The following is a 16635-nucleotide window of genomic DNA, read 5'->3' on the forward strand; positions in this document are numbered from 1 at the left end:
GTAACCTCATAGAAAAAAGACAAAATCTGATAACTCAGCAATGTGTTATTTTATCGTGTGATTATCAGTAGCTCATCTATACTCGTCATACCTCAAGTTGCAGGGGGGTTGGCTACGCTCAGCTACCTGAATCACATACATGAGTATACTCATCGGGATATCTTTATTTGCCGCCTACCTGCAACTCGAATGATTTAGAGTGTATAACACGAATTTCTTTTCATTTTTAGCTGGTGATCGAAATGTCCTGCCAAAAGATATTTTTAATCATAAAATAAGCTTTCTGACTTAGCCAGCATTTCAGCTAAAAAATATACTATATTGGTGACTTATCTCACAAATTATGACTAATTAATTTGCGATACGAAATAAATTTTTTAGACTAAAAATGGAATTAAATAATTAGCTCATCAATTTTCTTATAAAATATGAATGAGTATGAATAAGATCCCAATATAGGGGCTATCCAAGGGGGAGTTTGTGAATATTTTAAGTTATCTGCAGAAGATAGGGCGGGCGCTGATGGTGCCTGTTGCTACATTACCTGCAGCAGCAATTCTGATGGGGATTGGCTACTGGATTGACCCAGTAGGCTGGGGTGGCGATAACGCGCTTGCTGCCTTACTTATCAAATCTGGTGCTGCTATCATCGACAATATGTCAGTCTTGTTTGCCATTGGTGTTGCTTATGGTATGTCGAAAGACAAAGACGGCGCTGCTGCTTTAACCGGGTTTGTGAGCTTTTTAGTTGTTACAACACTGTGTTCACCGGCTGCGGTTTCAATGATTAAAGGTATCCCGTTAGCAGAGGTGCCTGTCGCATTTGGTAAAATAGAAAACCAGTTTGTGGGGATCTTAGTTGGTGTGCTTTCAGCTGAACTTTATAACCGCTTTAGCCAAGTAGAACTGCCTCTCGCACTCTCTTTCTTTAGTGGCCGACGTTTAGTTCCTATTTTAGCGTCATTCCTCATGATTATCGTTGCCTTTATCTTGATGTATATCTGGCCTGTTATTTATGGCGGATTAGTCAGTTTCGGTGAAAGCATTAAAGATATGGGGGCGCTAGGTGCAGGTATTTATGCATTCTTTAACCGCTTATTAATTCCTGTTGGTCTACATCATGCGTTGAACTCTGTATTCTGGTTTGACGTTGCAGGTATTAATGATATTCCTAATTTCCTTGCTGGTCAGAAATCTATCGATGCTGGTTTAGCGACAGTGGGTATAACTGGTCGTTACCAAGCAGGTTTCTTCCCTGTTATGATGTTCGGTTTACCAGGTGCTGCGCTGGCGATTTATCACTGTGCGCGTAAAGAAAATAAAGCCAAAGTTGCGGGTATTATGATGGCGGGTGCTTTTGCAGCATTCTTCACAGGTATCACGGAACCGCTTGAATTCTCCTTTATGTTTGTTGCACCTGTACTTTACGTTATTCACGCATTCTTAATGGCAATCTCTGTGTATATTGCTGCAAGCATGGAGTGGATTTCAGGGTTCGGCTTTAGTGCGGGCTTAGTGGATATGTTCTTATCCTCACGTAACCCACTGGCTGTTCACTGGTATATGCTGATTGTTCAAGGTATTGTGTTCTTCTTCATTTACTACGGTATTTTCCGTTTCACTATCACTAAATTCAACCTGAAAACACCGGGTCGTGAAGATGAAGTGTCTGGTGATGAAACCGCAGACGGTTATGATGAAGATATCAAAACAGAGCCAACAAATAGTAAAGAAGGTATTCAACAAGAAGCACGTCAATATATCGCCGCTATCGGTGGCTCTGATAATTTAACCGGTATTGATGCGTGTATCACTCGTTTACGTCTTAATGTAAAAGACTCTGGCGTTGTTAATGATGCATACGCAAAACGTTTAGGTGCATCAGGTGTTATTCGTTTAAATAAACAAAGTGTTCAAGTGATTGTAGGTACTCGTGCAGAGCTTGTCGCTAACGCAATGCGTGATGTATTGACTCAAGGTCCTGTGCCGGCTTATGAAGGAGCTTCTGCTTCAACCGTTTCTACTGAAAAAACACCTGTAAAACAAGCTAACGCCAATGCAAAAGTGTTACTTGAAATGATTGCACCTTTTGATGGTGAAGTGGTGGCATTAAAAGATGTGCCTGATGAAGCATTCTCTAGTGGTGTTGTTGGTGATGGTGTAGCAATCAAACCAACCTCTAATATCGTGATGGCACCTGCGACTGGTACTGTTGTTAAGATTTTTGATACAAACCATGCATTTTGTATTGAGACTGACAACGGTGTGGAAATCATCGTGCATATGGGGATTGATACTGTCGCGTTAGGTGGCAAAGGCTTCAAGCGTTTAGTTGAAGAAGGCGCTGATGTTAAAGTTGGTCAACCTATCTTAGAATTAGATCTTGAATATCTAAACGCGAATGCCAAATCGATGATAAGCCCTGTGATTGTTAGCAATATCGATGATTTTGATAAGATTGCTGAACAAGTTGCCGGTGTTGTAGTCGGAAATAAAACCGTTATCTACAACGTGCTAAAATAAATTCTATATAGATATTTAATCCTCTATAAAGAGATGGTTAAATAAGACGATAAAACGGGGAGTCTTTCGAACTTCCCGTTTTTTTATCTCTATTTTGATAAATATCTCAGGGGTGTATTTAGCTAAGGTATTTATGAAACCTGCTTATTGGATTATAGTGGGTTAATTATGCGTTTTGCTTTGAGGAAAAAATGACCATGAATGAGGCAGATGCCCGCCCAACGAACTTTATTCGTCAAATTATTGACGAAGATCTGGCTACCGGGAAACATGATAGCGTTCAAACGCGTTTCCCACCTGAACCTAATGGCTATCTTCATATCGGCCATGCGAAATCAATTTGTCTGAATTTTGGTATTGCTAAAGATTATCAGGGAAAATGTAATCTACGTTTTGATGATACCAATCCAGTAAAAGAAGATATTGAGTACATCAACTCAATTCAAAAAGATGTTCAGTGGTTAGGTTTCCAATGGGAAGGGAGCATTCATTACTCCTCAGATTATTTTGATCAACTTTATCAATATGCGATTGAGCTGATTAATAAAGGCTTAGCTTATGTTGATGAGTTAAGTGCTGAAGAAATTCGTGGATACCGCGGTACATTAAAAGAGCCGGGTAAAAATAGCCCTTATCGTTCACGTAGCGTAGAAGAAAACTTAGCGCTGTTTGAAAAAATGCGTGCTGGTGGCTTTGAAGAAGGTAAAGCGTGTTTACGTGCGAAAATTGATATGGCATCACCTTTTATTGTTATGCGTGATCCTGTTCTTTATCGTATTAAATTCGCGGAACACCACCAAACTGGAAATAAATGGTGCATTTACCCAATGTATGATTTTACCCACTGTATTTCTGATGCACTGGAAAATATCACACATTCTTTATGTACTTTAGAATTCCAAGATAACCGCCGTTTATATGATTGGGTGCTGGATAATATCACTATCCCTTGTCATCCTCGCCAATATGAATTCTCACGCCTTAACCTTGAATATACAGTGATGTCAAAACGTAAGCTTAATCAGCTTGTGACAGAAAACATTGTAAATGGTTGGGATGATCCTCGTATGCCAACGATTTCAGGCTTACGTCGTCGTGGTTATACCGCAGAATCTATTCGTGAATTCTGCCTACGTATTGGTGTGACGAAACAAGAAAACAACGTCGAAATGGCTGCTTTGGAATCTTGTATTCGTGATGACTTAAACGAAAATGCACCACGCGCAATGGCTGTTATCGATCCTGTTCGTTTAGTGATTGAAAATATGCCAGAAGGCGAAGAAATTCTTGTTGCACCAAATCACCCAAACAAGCCAGAAATGGGTACGCGTGAAGTGCCATTTAGCCGTGAGATCTATATTGATCGTGCAGACTTCAAAGAAGAAGCAAATCGTCAATATAAACGTCTGGTGCTAGGTAAAGAAGTACGTTTACGTAATGCTTATGTTATTAAAGCAGAACGTGTCGAAAAAGACGAACAAGGCGAAATTACGACCATTTACTGTACCTATGATGCAGAAACTTTAAATAAAGATCCTGCTGATGGACGTAAAGTAAAAGGTGTTATTCACTGGGTAAGCATTCCACATGCTATTCCTGCTGAAATCCGTCTTTATGACCGTTTATTTAGCGTACCAAATCCAGCTGCTGAAGATGATTTCTTATCAACAATTAACCCTGAATCATTAGTTATTCGTGAAGGTTTTGTTGAACGTAGCTTAAAAGATGCTGCTATCGAAAAAGCGTATCAATTTGAGCGTGAAGGCTACTTCTGTGCTGATAAGCTTTCAACAGCGGATAAACTTGTGTTTAACCGTACAGTGGGCTTACGTGACACTTGGGCGAAGATTTCTCAGCAAGGTTAATCTGACCTGTTTTAAGCCACATTAGTGCTTTAATGAATAAATGCTCGGTAATTATTTACTGAGCATTTTTTTATCTGTTCTACGTCTTGGTTTGGGTGATTTTTAATCTATTGATATCAAATATTTATTATTCTTAATTTGATTAGTCTCTCGTTTTTTCTTTTTTAGGTGATAACTTTTCATTTATTTCATTTGAAATAGTTTATTCACTATCACTTTATTCTTTTGTTTTTTCATACCATCACGCTAAATAAAACTGTAATAGAAAAAGTGTGATTCACGCCACATATTTTACATCGTTAAAAAAGATTATTGATAAATATTACTTATTATTCTTTTTTATAAAAACGAAACTTCATATCATTTAAAGATTGCTTTGTAAAATTTATTTAAATCAATTGGTTATGATTGTTTTTGTTCAATGCTTATAAAAGCAAGAAAATGAAACGATCATTTGGTTATGTGCCCTTGGTCATATTTTGATAAAAATTCTTTTTTTTAGGTTGATAATTCGCGTCGCGAAAAATATGCTGTTTCTAACCTAATTTAGGTTTTTTCCCCACTTGGGGTTTTATATTTGGAAATAGGCATTGTGCTTATTTCTTTTTTAGTCAAAGTCAAAGAGGAAACAATGCTATGGTTATGCAACATGCTAAACCAGGCAGGGTGGCACTTGCCGTTATGGGCGCATTGCTTGTAACTGCACTACCTGCAAAAATGTCTCATGCTGAAGGGTTTATTGATGACTCAACCTTAACAGGCGGTCTTTTTTATTGGCAACGTGACCGTGATAGAAAAGAGTTAACACCAAATAGCCCTGATTACGGCAAATACAAAGCTAACTTACACCATTCTACTTTCAACGCTAATCTAGATTTCTCATCAGGTTACCTTGGTGATTTTATTGGTATTGATTTAGCTGCTTTTGGTGCGGCTGAATTGAATAACAGTGGCCCTGCAGCACCTAATGAAATCGGTTTTAGTGATGCAAAAAGTCGCTGGGATGAAAAATGGACTGGCGATCGCAGTGGCATGAGCGTTTATAAAGCGGCTGCGAAATTCAAATTAGGCAATTTCTGGGCGCAAGGTGGATATATTCAACCTAAAGGCCAAAGTTTATTGCGTCCACACTGGAGCTTCTTACCAGGTACTTACCGCGGTGCTGAAGCGGGTGCTGTTTTTGACTTCGATAAAAATGGTGAATTGTCTTTCTCTTATATGTGGACAGATGAATATAAAGCACCATGGTATCGGAATATGTACAACTTCCGTAAAGCTGATCTAGAAACGAATATCAGCTATCTTCATTCTTTTGGCGCCAAATATGATTTTAAAAACAGCCTAGTATTAGAAGCTGCATTTGGTCAGGCCGATGGTTATATCGATCAGTATTTTGGTAAAGTTTCTTATGATTTCCCAATTGCTGACAATGCATTAAGAACGTCTTACCAATTCTACGGTGCTAAAGATAAAGTTACTGGCGGTGGTGTTAATGACGTTTATGATGGGCTGGCATGGTTACAAGCACTGACTTTTGGTTATACCTACAATGTGTTTGACTTCAAAGTAGAAGGAACGTGGGTTAAAGCTGAAGGTAATCAAGGTTATTTCTTACAACGTATGACTCCGGGCTGGGCAACCTCTAATGGTCGTCTTGATGTCTGGTGGGATGGTCGTTCTGACTTTAACGCCAATGGCGAAAAGGCACTGTATGCTGGCGTTATGTATGATCTGAAAAACTGGGATCTGTCAGGTTGGGCGGTAGGTACTTCTTATGTTTATGCATGGGATGCTAAGCCAAGTGGTAAAGCCATTTATGACCAAGGTCAGCGTATCAGAGAAAGTGCATGGAATGCGGATATTATGTATACGGTTCAAGAAGGTCGCGCTAAAGGCACCCTCTTTAAGCTTCACTATACTCGTTATGATAACCACTCTGATATTCCAAGTTATGAAGGTGGTTTTGGAAATATTTTCCAAGATGAAAAAGACGTTAAATTTAACGTGATAATGCCATTCACTATTTTCTAATATCAGCATAAGGATAAAGTGTATTCATTGCACTTTATCCTGAATAAAACTAAAAAAGCTAAATACGATTACGAAAGTAAAAATAACTAGTAGAAAGATAGGGATACGTTAATTAAGAAGAACCTTACAAATAAGCCTCATTAATAAAGTGAAGTTGTCGCAGTAGAAAGAAGTAGTAAGTAGAAGTAAAACAGTCGTTTTAACATCGCAGTATGTAGTAAAAGTAATGAAGTAAAGTCGTCATGTCATGTCGTCTGAGATAAATGTGAGTGGGTTATGTTTATCTCTTGTGCTTCAGTTATTTCGCAGAATTTGCGTAAGGTATTTACCCTAAGTAAAGGCAGTCAGAGTGGGTATCGTAGTGGGGGGTAAATACCTTTATTTTTTCATTCCTTTCTTTTTTTTCGTCCTTTTCATCCTTGTACGTTTTTTTATTCTATGGCAGATTTCTTACCATTCATTTTATCTCACCTTATGTATTATTCCGCATTGAAGGCTGTTCGATAATGCGAGTTTTCAGGAAGAAGCATGTTAAAGCGATTGGATGATTTTTTATTAGAACCACCATTGAAGCCCTTTAAAGGTATAAAACGATTTATTGTTGAATTTCTTTTTTTTGGTGTAAAAGAGGCGCGTTCTTGTTTATTTGCGGGATTTTTCTTTTTTATTTTATTTGCGACACCAAGTAAAGGTGTCTTTGGTATACCTCGTTATGATGTACTGCTTATTCTCGCTATCGCTTTTCAATTATGGATGGTGTGGGGAAAGCTAGAAACATGGGATGAATTAAAAGCGATTTGTTTTTTCCACATTGTTGGTTTTGTGATGGAGTTATTTAAAACATCAGCGGCAATTGGTTCATGGAAATACCCTGATTTTGCTTACACGAAATTGTGGGAAGTCCCTTTGTTTACAGGATTTATGTATTCAGCGGTAGGGAGTTATTTAATTCAAGCATGGCGTTTTTTAAAAGTACGAATTGAACATTATCCGCCTTATTGGTTGGCAACATTAGTTGCTCTTGCTATTTATATTAATTTCTTCTCTCATCACTTTATTGGTGATTATCGATGGTATTTAACTGCTTTTATTTTAGGTCTTTATGCTCGTAGTGTGGTTTATTTTACGCCTTATGATACAGAGCGAAAAATGCCCTTATTACTTGCTTTTGTTCTGATAGGTTTCTTTATTTGGCTTGCTGAGAATTTCGGTACATTTTTTGGTGTTTGGCAATATCCAAACCAAATTGGTGCTTGGTCTGCAGTGCATGCAGGAAAATGGGGTTCTTGGTCACTGTTAGTTATTGTTACTTTTACTATTGTGGTGCATTTAAAACATATCAAACACAGTATTAGTGTGGCGAAGTGAATTGATATAGCTTATGTTATCTTTAAGGAGACGTCATTGATTGACGTCACCTTTCGTTGTGCTAAAGTGATATCATCATGTGACGTCAATGGAATGAATGATGATAAAGACCAACGAGCTGAGTTCCAAACACTATAAGACACTCGCTGATATACTAACAGTGCCTCCAAAGTCAGGAATTAAGTGAGATGACGTGAAGAGCCTAATAAATAATCTTGGTGGAAAAGTTAAAAATGGTAATGGTTCTAGACGAAAATTTATTTTAATGGGATCTGTTTATCAAACACATCAACCTCATCCAGAGAATGTTATGGAGAAAGGCTCTGTAAATGGTCTACGTGAATGGTTTGAGAATGTGATAGGAGTAAAGCATGATTAAGAGTACGAATATCATGGTAATAAGTGGGCACCCTGCATCAGTTGTTTATGAGTCTGAAATTAAAGCCTTCAGAGGACAATTTTTAGATGTAAATGGCTACTGTGATTTTGTAGCTGATAGTATTGATGGATTACAAAAAGAAGGGGCTATTTCCTTAACGGAGTTTGTTGAAACTTGTATTGAGGAAGAAATTGCGCCTTTTAAAGAGGAAGATAAGCTTAAAGCATTTACACTACGTTATCCGGCTTGGTTAGAAACTCGATTGAATGCAACCGCTGCAGCACATGCAATCTCAAAAAATCAGTTCATTGTCCAGTTATTAGAGCGGGAACTAGTTACACGATAATATTGAGGTTCATAGTGGGAGCCAATAAAAAAGGAACTGTGAACAGTTCCTTTTTTTTACTGAGAGATTATCCAGAATGAATTATTTCTCATCATGTGCGTGGCTATCTTCTTTACAATTACCTTCAGCGCAGTGGCCATATAAATAAAGGCTATGATTGGAAAGCTTGATACCATGACGTTCAGCGATATTTCTTTGGCGCAATTCAATTGCATCGTCTGTAAACTCAATAACTTTGCCACAATCAAGACAAATTAGATGGTCATGATGGTGTTGTTGAGTTAATTCAAATACTGATTTACCACCTTCAAAATTATGTCGGGTAACAATACCAGCATCATCAAATTGATTTAAGACGCGATACACTGTTGCCAGACCAATCTCTTCACCGATATCGATGAGTTTCTTGTAGAGATCTTCAGCACTGACATGATGGCACTCAGGATCCTGGAGCACTTCCAAGATCTTTAAGCGAGGAAGTGTAACTTTTAACCCAGCATTTTTTAACGCTTTATTATTGTCGGTCATGCGGATTTAATCCTGTTGCTAATGGTGAATTTAATTTTTGTGCTCACAAAGAGGTTTTATTCATTAATACTTGGGTGAATAAATAACCTTATTGATTATAGGCATGATATTTAAAAATAAACACCCCACCTATCACACTATCTTAGCACACCATTGAATAATTATCATTCTCAATATTGAGTATTTATATTATCCCAGAATTTCGTCTAAGCTCATTTCTTCTTTGATTTGAGCAACCCAAGCGTCAACACGCTCTTCGGTTAATTCTGGTTGACGATCTTCATCAATTGCAAGACCGATAAAATGATTATCATCTGCAAGCCCTTTAGAGGCTTCGAAATGATAACCTTCGGTTGGCCAATGCCCTACGATAACTGCACCACGAGGCTCAATAATATCGCGGATAGTACCCATTGCATCACAGAAATATTCTGCATAGTCCTCTTGGTCACCACAACCAAATAGTGCAACAAGCTTACCATTGAAATCAATATCTTCTAGTGTTGGGAAAAAGTCATCCCAATCACATTGTGCTTCACCATAATACCAAGTAGGAATACCTAGTAACAGAATATCGAACGCTTCGATGTCTTCTTGACTGGATTTTGCAATATCATGAACTTCGGCATTATCAGCGCCCAGTCTTTCTTGAAGCATTTTGGCAATATTTTCAGTGTTGCCAGTATCACTGCCGAAGAATATTCCTATGATTGCCATAAAGTGAGATAACCTCTTTTATTCTAAATTCGTTATATTTCAACTTGTAGCGTTATTGACTACGTATATTTTCACCAGAGACACATATTTTGTGTCTGTTTCTAGTGACTCATTCACTTGTCACCTAGCTACACTTCAAAATATTTAGAGTATATTTGTCTGTGTTTTAACAATTACTAGTGAAAGATAAGCATTGTGTTTTCATAATAGAAAACTAAAAACGTATTTTGACGAAAATAGCAGGCTAATTCTGTCGAATTTGTGTGGTTTATCCGCTAGCTATTCTTGTTTTGATGCATTTTTAAGGCGTGATTTTGCGCCAATTGCTCTAGTAATATTTCTTCAATAAGTTCACTACGACTGACGTTTCTTTCTGTCGCCAACTCATTGAGAGCATTCACAGCATCTTCATTTAATTTTAACTCAACTCGACGTAAGCCATTAACTCTGTCACGTCTTAATTGATTGCGTTTATTAATTCTAAGCTGTTCATCCCGAGAAAGCGGGTTTGTTTTAGGTCGCCCAGGTCTGCGTTCATCTGCGAACAAATCCAGTGTGGTGCGATCAGTTTGTTCTTTTGCCATAAATTTTGCTGTGAAAGGGCGTATACCAATGACTAAATTGCGAAACGCCCAATAATACCCCACATAGTGATGTCTCGCCACTGCTTCCTGAGTTTAACTTATTGTGATTTGGTCTTTTTATCAACAGACGCTATTTTTAAGCACAATAATTATACATTTTATTAAGTTATTATTTTTCAGTGGCGTTATTTTAAGCAGTTAAGTTTATTAATTAAGCTTTCTCTAAAAAACGACGAATGGCCTTAATAACGGTATCTGGTTTTTCTGAATGAACCCAATGCCCTGTATTTGCGACAACAAAAGCGGTTGCGAGAGGGAATTGACGAGCGATGTTTTCACGATACTCATCTAAAATATAAGGTGATAAACCGCCACGAATAAATAATACAGGATGATGCCAAGCAGGCACCTCTACCCAGCCAATAATGTCTGAATAGGCATTTTTTATTGCAGGTAAATTAAATAGCCACTCACCATTTTTGAATGATTTGAGTAAAAATTGGATCACACCTTCCTCTTTAATAAAAGGACGCATGATTTCCACCGCATCTTGACGGCGTGTGACTTGAGCTTCCGTTACGGCTTCAAGCGCAGCAAAAATTTTGTCATGGCGGCGAACGTTATAAGCAACGGGTGACATATCAATCACAACAATATTTGCAATACGTTCGGGAGCTAATGCTGTCATCGCCATCGCAATTTTACCTCCCATTGAATGCCCAATAATAATGGCTTTTGAGATAGTTAAACTATCCAGCAATGCGAGCACATCTTGCGCCATATCTTGATAATTCATACTTTCGCTATGAGGAGAGTGCCCATGGTTACGCACGTCAATTTGTATCACGGTATTATCTTGACGAAGTGCGCGACCTAAAACACCTAAATTATTGAGATCACCAAATAGCCCATGGATCAAGACGATAGGTAAATTAGATGCAGGTGTCGTTTCAGGTTGGTGTAATTGATAATTTAATAATGTATTGAGTTTCATATGAATGACCAAGATGATTGCGATTTTCTTCTATGATGACATGCACAAGATGCTAAGCCAACTTATCGCAATAATATGAAAGAGTAATGAAGTTGAGAAATAATTGATAAGGGAAATTTATAAAAAACTATAAAAACGATATTATATAGATATATATTCCAAACTTATTTAAAAAGTTGAAATCTTGACATTGCTCAAAAATAAATAATTAGAATTTTATATTATTTGGGGGCTGGGGTGGTGTGATATAGCGGCATTTAAAACTGACTTTGTGCGAATAAGTTCAAAGAATAGAAGATGATACCAAGATAAACAATAGGATAAATACCGAGCTTAGCCTTTAAAACGGCAGGATCTTGAATAGATCCTCTTTAAGTTATTGAAATTTTGCCTATTTTGTTTTTAAAGATTATATCTTATAATCCTAATTACTTTTTTTTGAAAACAGTACTGGGTAGCAATGAAAAAGATAGAAATTGATGACGAACTTTACCGCTATATTGCTAGCGAAACTAGACATATCGGTGAAAGCGCTTCAGATATTTTAAGGCGTCTACTGAAGCTCGATGCCAAACAGCCCGTACAACCAGTCGTTGTCACTGAGTCAGTACAAGCACCTGTTATTCAACAGGAAGCTGAAGCTACACCTATAACACCAGCTATTACACCAGCAAAAAATCCGATCCGTGAAATGCGAGAACTGCTGTTATCTGACAGTTACGCAGAAAAAACAAAATCAGTTGATCGCTTTTTACAGATCCTTTCTACGTTATATAGCCTAGATAGTGCTACTTTTACTCAATCTGCTGAAACAGTACATGGACGAACACGCATCTATTTTGCTGGTGATGAACAAACATTACTCGATAGTGGACGTCATACAAAACCGCGCCATATTTCAGGCACGCCGTTTTGGGTTATCACTAACTCAAACACAGAGCGCAAGAGAACGATGGTACAAAGCATCATGCAGGATATGCAATTCCCTGCAAATGAGATTGATAAGGTGTGTGGAACTATCTAACCACTATTGTTAATTGATGCATTGCAAAGGCTTTTGTTTAAAGCGTGATTGTGATGTCAAATAGGAGAAGATTTGTGGCAATTCATCCAAGAGCAGGGCAGCATACCCGTCAAAGTGATCTGATTAATGTGGCGCAATTAACGTCTCAATATTATTCACTTAAACCACAAGCTAGCAATAACGCTCATCGTGTGAAATTTGGTACATCTGGTCATCGTGGAAGTGCAAATCGCCATAGCTTTAATGAAGCACATATTTTGGCAATTGCACAGGCCATTGCTGAAGTACGCGCTAAGAATGGAGTAACAGGACCATGTTACGTGGGTAAAGATACCCATGGACTGTCAGAGCCTGCATTTATTTCTGTTTTAGAAGTACTTGCTGCCAATAAAGTTAAAGTGATTATTCAAGAAAATAATGGCTATACACCAACACCGGCAGTCTCTTTTTCTATTTTGACATACAACGAAGCACATCAAGATATTGCTGATGGTATCGTTATCACTCCATCTCATAATCCACCTGAAGATGGCGGTATTAAATACAATCCATCAAATGGTGGACCTGCTGATACAGATTTAACTTCAGTTATTGAAAAACGTGCCAACGAACTGCTTGAAAACAATTTAGCAGGGATCAAACGTCTTTCTTATGATGAAGCATTAGCCAGTGGTTATATTCAGGCTCAAGACTTAATTATGCCTTATGTCAAAGCGTTAGGTGACGTTGTTGATATGCAAGCAATTAAGAAAGCGGGCTTAAAATTGGGTGTTGATCCACTAGGTGGTTCTGGTATTGAGTACTGGAAACGTATTGGTGAGTATTATGGTCTTGATCTTGAATTAGTTAACGATCAAGTTGATCAGACATTCCGTTTTATGACGCTTGATCACGATGGTGTTATTCGTATGGACTGTTCATCACCATGGGCAATGGAAGGCTTATTACAACTACGTGATAAATTTGATTTAGCCTTTGCTAACGATCCTGATTACGATCGCCATGGTATTGTGACACCTTCTGGTTTAATGAATCCTAACCACTATTTAGCGGCTGCGATTAACTATCTTTTCCGTCATCGTCCGCAATGGGCTAAAGATGTAAAAGTGGGTAAAACACTGGTTTCAAGCGCCATGATTGACCGTGTTGTTGCCGATTTAGGTCGTGAGCTAGTTGAAGTACCTGTTGGCTTTAAATGGTTTGTTCAAGGTTTATTCAGTGGTGAGTTTGGCTTTGGTGGTGAAGAGAGTGCGGGTGCATCTTTCTTACGCTTTAATGGTAAACCATGGTCAACCGATAAAGATGGCATCATTTTATGTCTGTTGGCTGCTGAAATGAAAGCAGTAACAGGTAAAGATCCACAAGAGCATTACAACGAATTAGCACAACGTTTTGGTTCACCAAGCTATAACCGTATTCAAGCATCAGCAACCCATGAACAAAAAGCACTGTTATCACGTTTATCACCTGAAATGGTGACTGCAAGCACATTAGCAGGTGATCCAATAACTGCACGTTTAACGCATGCATCAGGTAATGGCGCATCTATTGGTGGCTTAAAAGTGATGACCGATTACGGTTGGTTTGCGGCTCGTCCTTCTGGTACTGAAGAAGCCTATAAGATTTACTGTGAAAGCTTCCGTGGCCCTGAGCATCGTGAATTAATTGAAAAAGAAGCCATTGAAATAGTAAATAATGTTTTTGCTAACAAATAAGTTAGTGCAATAAACTATTTATATAGAATACACTCTACTTAAAAGTAGAGTGTATTTTTTTAATTATTGAATATTTTTAGATCACAGCATTGATATCCATCATTGAGGTTGATTTAGAATTAAAAATAAAGTGGATAATCAATACAATGCAAAATAATTATGTTTTACGAAGTGTACGTTACATGCTGGATCTAAGTGATGCACATGTTGTTGAAATTATGAAACTGGCTGATTTCACAGTCACAAAAGAGTTAGTAAATAGTTGGCTGAAAAAAGACGAGGAGCCTGAGTTTGTCGAGTGTGACGATAATGCGATGGGACATTTTTTAAATGGTCTGATTTTTTATCGTCGTGGCAAAGATGAGAATTTTCCTGCACCTGAAGTTGAAAAGCGTATAACTAATAATATTATCTTAAAAAAACTGCGTGTCGCTTTTGAGCTAAAAGATGTTGATATTCTGAAGATTTATGAACTTGCAGACTTCCGTGTTTCTAAGCCAGAACTTAGTGCAGTATTCCGCAAGCCTGGACATAAAAACTATCGTAACTGTGGCGATCAACTTGTGAGATATTTCCTTAAAGGCTTAACCGAAACCCTACGTGGTAAAGGTAAAACAGTTAAGAAATAAAGTTTAGATATGAAAGGGAAGCCTCCTATTTTTATTCGGAGGCTTTCTAATTAGCGAAACTTTTTACCTGCTGCTTCATGATAAGGGGCTTTAGGTAAGTTATTAAGCTGAGGAGCTGCGGCTATTAATATTGCTAATGCTTGCTCTGATGTGAGTCTAAATTTATTATCAGCTTGATTTTTATAGGTATCATTTTTATCAAGTATCTTATTTAGATTTTCAGGTATTTTGGTTATCATTTTTATCTCCATATTGATAATGTTTTTCATGGTAGCATCAGATCTAATCAATATCTAATATTTAATTTTTATAATAAATAATATTTATTTTACTGTTTATATTAACGTTAAATACCAATTTACTAAATTTTCAAAAGAAAGGAAAAGCGTTTTCCCATCTTTATTTATATCATTAAATCCAAAAACATTGACATAATAATTCTTGATTTCATTATTAATAGGATTAATTAAATAGATCCCATTGCCTTCTATTTTTGTTAAAAATAAAAAAATTGTAAGTAGAGAATATTTCATCATACTACCATTTATTATTTTATTCTCTTTAGAGAAATTTTGTATTATTTCAATGGAAATACATTTATCAAATATATTATAAGTACATATACATGCTGCCTCTGGTCTATTTGTAATACTTTTATCTATATCTAATGATATAATTTTAAAGCAAAAATTATAACAATGTTCATCATTTAAGTAGTGTTCATAATCATTCCACGCTAAGCAATGCTGGCTAATCATAGAGCGAAAACAACATGATTTTAAATCATATTTATTCATTTTATTTATAATGATTGGTGTATTTGTTTTACTAAAATAATAGTTTGTATCGCTAATCGCTTTTTCTCTTGCTTCTCTAACGGTAATTTTTTCTTTTACCTTCACATACTATTCCTTCGATGAAATTAAATTTTCATTTATTATGCATAAACTATGAAGGATATTGTTTATTAAATATTTTTTCTGTGTTGTCATTCAGTATTTATTATTGTTAAATTTAATGGTGCTCATTTTTATTTTAACTTAAATCACATTTGTATTTTTTTTAAATATATAAAAATAAAATTAGTATCTTAATAATGTGTTTTTTTAAGTTAATAGAATAAATATTAATTTACTAATACATATTGATAAGGATGTAGTAATATGAATTTCTTTAATGAGTTAAAAGTCTCTTTAGAAGAAGCCGTAGAAATTAAAAATGGCGATAAAAAGGCATCAAAAGTGACTCGTTTTGAAGTTGCTGATGTAAAAGTGATTAGAGAGCAACTTAACGTTTCACAAAGTGAATTTGCACAATCTAATCCCTCTAACGTTTCCGTTTACTGTTAAACTTATCGCGTTTAGCAGTAAACCCAATTCTGTAATATTCAACTTCTCCTCACTGATTTGATTTTTTCCCTTTTTGATAATATATGACAGAAATTATTTATTGCTAACTTAATTAAGTAAAAATATCGATCTCACTTTGTTAACAATTATGTCATTCATGTTTCATTTTCGTTTCCATTCTGAAATTTAATTACATATCAAGCAAAATAAAGGTGATTTTTCGCACGAATTAAGTGGTCTGATCAGTAGTAAAATTTCATCAAATGAGGTAAAATTTCAGTCATCAAATTAATCTCTATACAGGAGAGCACTATGCCAGCTTATAACGAATATACAAAAAAACATGTTTTAGCCCGTCGTACTGGTGCTGTTGCGCTAGGTGTTGTGGCATTTCCTGTTATGATTTTTCACCCTAAACGCGCACAATTTTATAGCTATATACACCGTGTATGGTCTAAAACAAGTGATAAACCCGTTTGGTTGGCAAAATCAGAAGTGGCACTAAATAGTCACAAATAACAGAATATTAAGATAACGCCTGCAAAAGTAGGCGTTATTTTTATCACTCTTTAAGTACGTTGCC

General features: G+C 36.6%; 15 protein-coding genes and 2 pseudogenes. 11 read left to right on the top strand and 6 right to left on the bottom strand.

Features of this window, described 5'->3' with window-relative positions:
- The first annotated feature begins 480 nt into the window (after positions 1–480).
- The 6 genes and pseudogenes from nagE (at position 481) to BTA34_RS03885 (ending at position 8512) form a co-directional block, all read left to right on the top strand.
- A complete protein-coding gene (gene nagE, locus BTA34_RS03860; protein WP_151434561.1) occupies positions 481–2523 on the top strand; it encodes an N-acetylglucosamine-specific PTS transporter subunit IIBC in 2043 nt (680 codons plus the stop codon).
- Between the two features lie 197 nt (positions 2524–2720).
- Positions 2721–4388 (top strand): glutamine--tRNA ligase, encoded by a 1668-nt coding sequence (glnS, locus tag BTA34_RS03865; RefSeq protein ID WP_151434562.1) that lies wholly within the window; start codon positions 2721–2723, stop codon positions 4386–4388.
- A 636-nt stretch (positions 4389–5024) separates the two neighbouring features.
- On the top strand, positions 5025–6419 hold the full coding sequence (chiP, locus tag BTA34_RS03870) for a chitoporin ChiP (protein ID WP_151434563.1): 1395 nt from the start codon (positions 5025–5027) through the stop codon (positions 6417–6419).
- A 528-nt stretch (positions 6420–6947) separates the two neighbouring features.
- Positions 6948–7787 carry a DUF817 domain-containing protein gene (locus tag BTA34_RS03875; protein ID WP_109420393.1) on the top strand — a complete coding sequence of 280 codons (840 nt, stop codon included), beginning with the start codon at positions 6948–6950 and terminating at the stop codon, positions 7785–7787.
- Positions 7788–7887: 100 nt separating this feature from the next.
- Positions 7888–8166, top strand: a pseudogene (locus tag BTA34_RS03880) (toxin HicA).
- The gene (locus tag BTA34_RS03885) at positions 8159–8512 is read left to right on the top strand and encodes a type II toxin-antitoxin system HicB family antitoxin (protein WP_151434564.1); all 354 of its coding nucleotides are present in this window, start codon (positions 8159–8161) and stop codon (positions 8510–8512) included. The pseudogene BTA34_RS03880 and the gene BTA34_RS03885 overlap by 8 nt, the downstream one beginning before the upstream one ends.
- Before the next feature lie 81 nt (positions 8513–8593).
- On the opposite strand, the gene fur is transcribed toward BTA34_RS03885, so the two are convergent.
- The 4 genes from fur to ybfF form a co-directional block, all read right to left on the bottom strand.
- Positions 8594–9040: a ferric iron uptake transcriptional regulator gene (gene fur / locus BTA34_RS03890; protein WP_023581171.1), complete on the bottom strand. Its 447-nt coding sequence runs from the start codon at positions 9038–9040 to the stop codon at positions 8594–8596.
- A gap of 189 nt (positions 9041–9229) precedes the next feature.
- Positions 9230–9757, bottom strand: coding sequence for a flavodoxin FldA (fldA, locus tag BTA34_RS03895; RefSeq protein ID WP_004244384.1), 528 nt, complete (start codon positions 9755–9757; stop codon positions 9230–9232).
- Positions 9758–10032: 275 nt separating this feature from the next.
- Positions 10033–10341 (bottom strand): LexA regulated protein, encoded by a 309-nt coding sequence (ybfE, locus tag BTA34_RS03900; protein ID WP_036912278.1) that lies wholly within the window; start codon positions 10339–10341, stop codon positions 10033–10035.
- Positions 10342–10552: 211 nt separating this feature from the next.
- Positions 10553–11335: an esterase gene (ybfF, locus tag BTA34_RS03905; protein WP_151434565.1), complete on the bottom strand. Its 783-nt coding sequence runs from the start codon at positions 11333–11335 to the stop codon at positions 10553–10555.
- A gap of 460 nt (positions 11336–11795) precedes the next feature.
- Between ybfF and seqA the strand changes: the two genes are divergently transcribed.
- The 3 genes from seqA to BTA34_RS03920 all read left to right on the top strand — a co-directional run bounded on the left by seqA (position 11796) and on the right by BTA34_RS03920 (position 14703).
- A complete protein-coding gene (gene seqA / locus BTA34_RS03910) occupies positions 11796–12359 on the top strand; it encodes a replication initiation negative regulator SeqA (protein ID WP_151434566.1) in 564 nt (187 codons plus the stop codon).
- Between the two features lie 74 nt (positions 12360–12433).
- Positions 12434–14074: a phosphoglucomutase (alpha-D-glucose-1,6-bisphosphate-dependent) gene (gene pgm / locus BTA34_RS03915; RefSeq protein WP_100159440.1), complete on the top strand. Its 1641-nt coding sequence runs from the start codon at positions 12434–12436 to the stop codon at positions 14072–14074.
- Between the two features lie 146 nt (positions 14075–14220).
- On the top strand, positions 14221–14703 hold the full coding sequence (locus tag BTA34_RS03920) for a DUF1456 family protein (protein WP_151434567.1): 483 nt from the start codon (positions 14221–14223) through the stop codon (positions 14701–14703).
- A gap of 50 nt (positions 14704–14753) precedes the next feature.
- Here BTA34_RS03920 and BTA34_RS03925 read toward each other — a convergent pair whose 3' ends face one another.
- Positions 14754–14972: a hypothetical protein gene (locus tag BTA34_RS03925; protein WP_151434568.1), complete on the bottom strand. Its 219-nt coding sequence runs from the start codon at positions 14970–14972 to the stop codon at positions 14754–14756.
- A gap of 66 nt (positions 14973–15038) precedes the next feature.
- Positions 15039–15605: a hypothetical protein gene (locus BTA34_RS03930; protein ID WP_151434569.1), complete on the bottom strand. Its 567-nt coding sequence runs from the start codon at positions 15603–15605 to the stop codon at positions 15039–15041.
- Positions 15606–15866: 261 nt separating this feature from the next.
- On the opposite strand from BTA34_RS03930, the pseudogene nadS reads away from it, so the two are divergent.
- Both nadS and BTA34_RS03940 read left to right on the top strand, forming a co-directional pair.
- A pseudogene (gene nadS / locus BTA34_RS03935) lies at positions 15867–16022 on the top strand (NadS family protein); the annotation flags it as partial.
- A 342-nt stretch (positions 16023–16364) separates the two neighbouring features.
- Complete coding sequence (locus BTA34_RS03940; RefSeq protein WP_036912074.1) at positions 16365–16571, top strand: YbfA family protein; 207 nt, start codon at positions 16365–16367, stop codon at positions 16569–16571.
- The last annotated feature ends 64 nt before the right edge of the window (positions 16572–16635 follow it).

The sequence above is a fragment of the Proteus sp. CD3 genome (assembly GCF_008808075.1).
In the GTDB taxonomy this organism is placed as follows: domain Bacteria; phylum Pseudomonadota; class Gammaproteobacteria; order Enterobacterales; family Enterobacteriaceae; genus Proteus; species Proteus appendicitidis.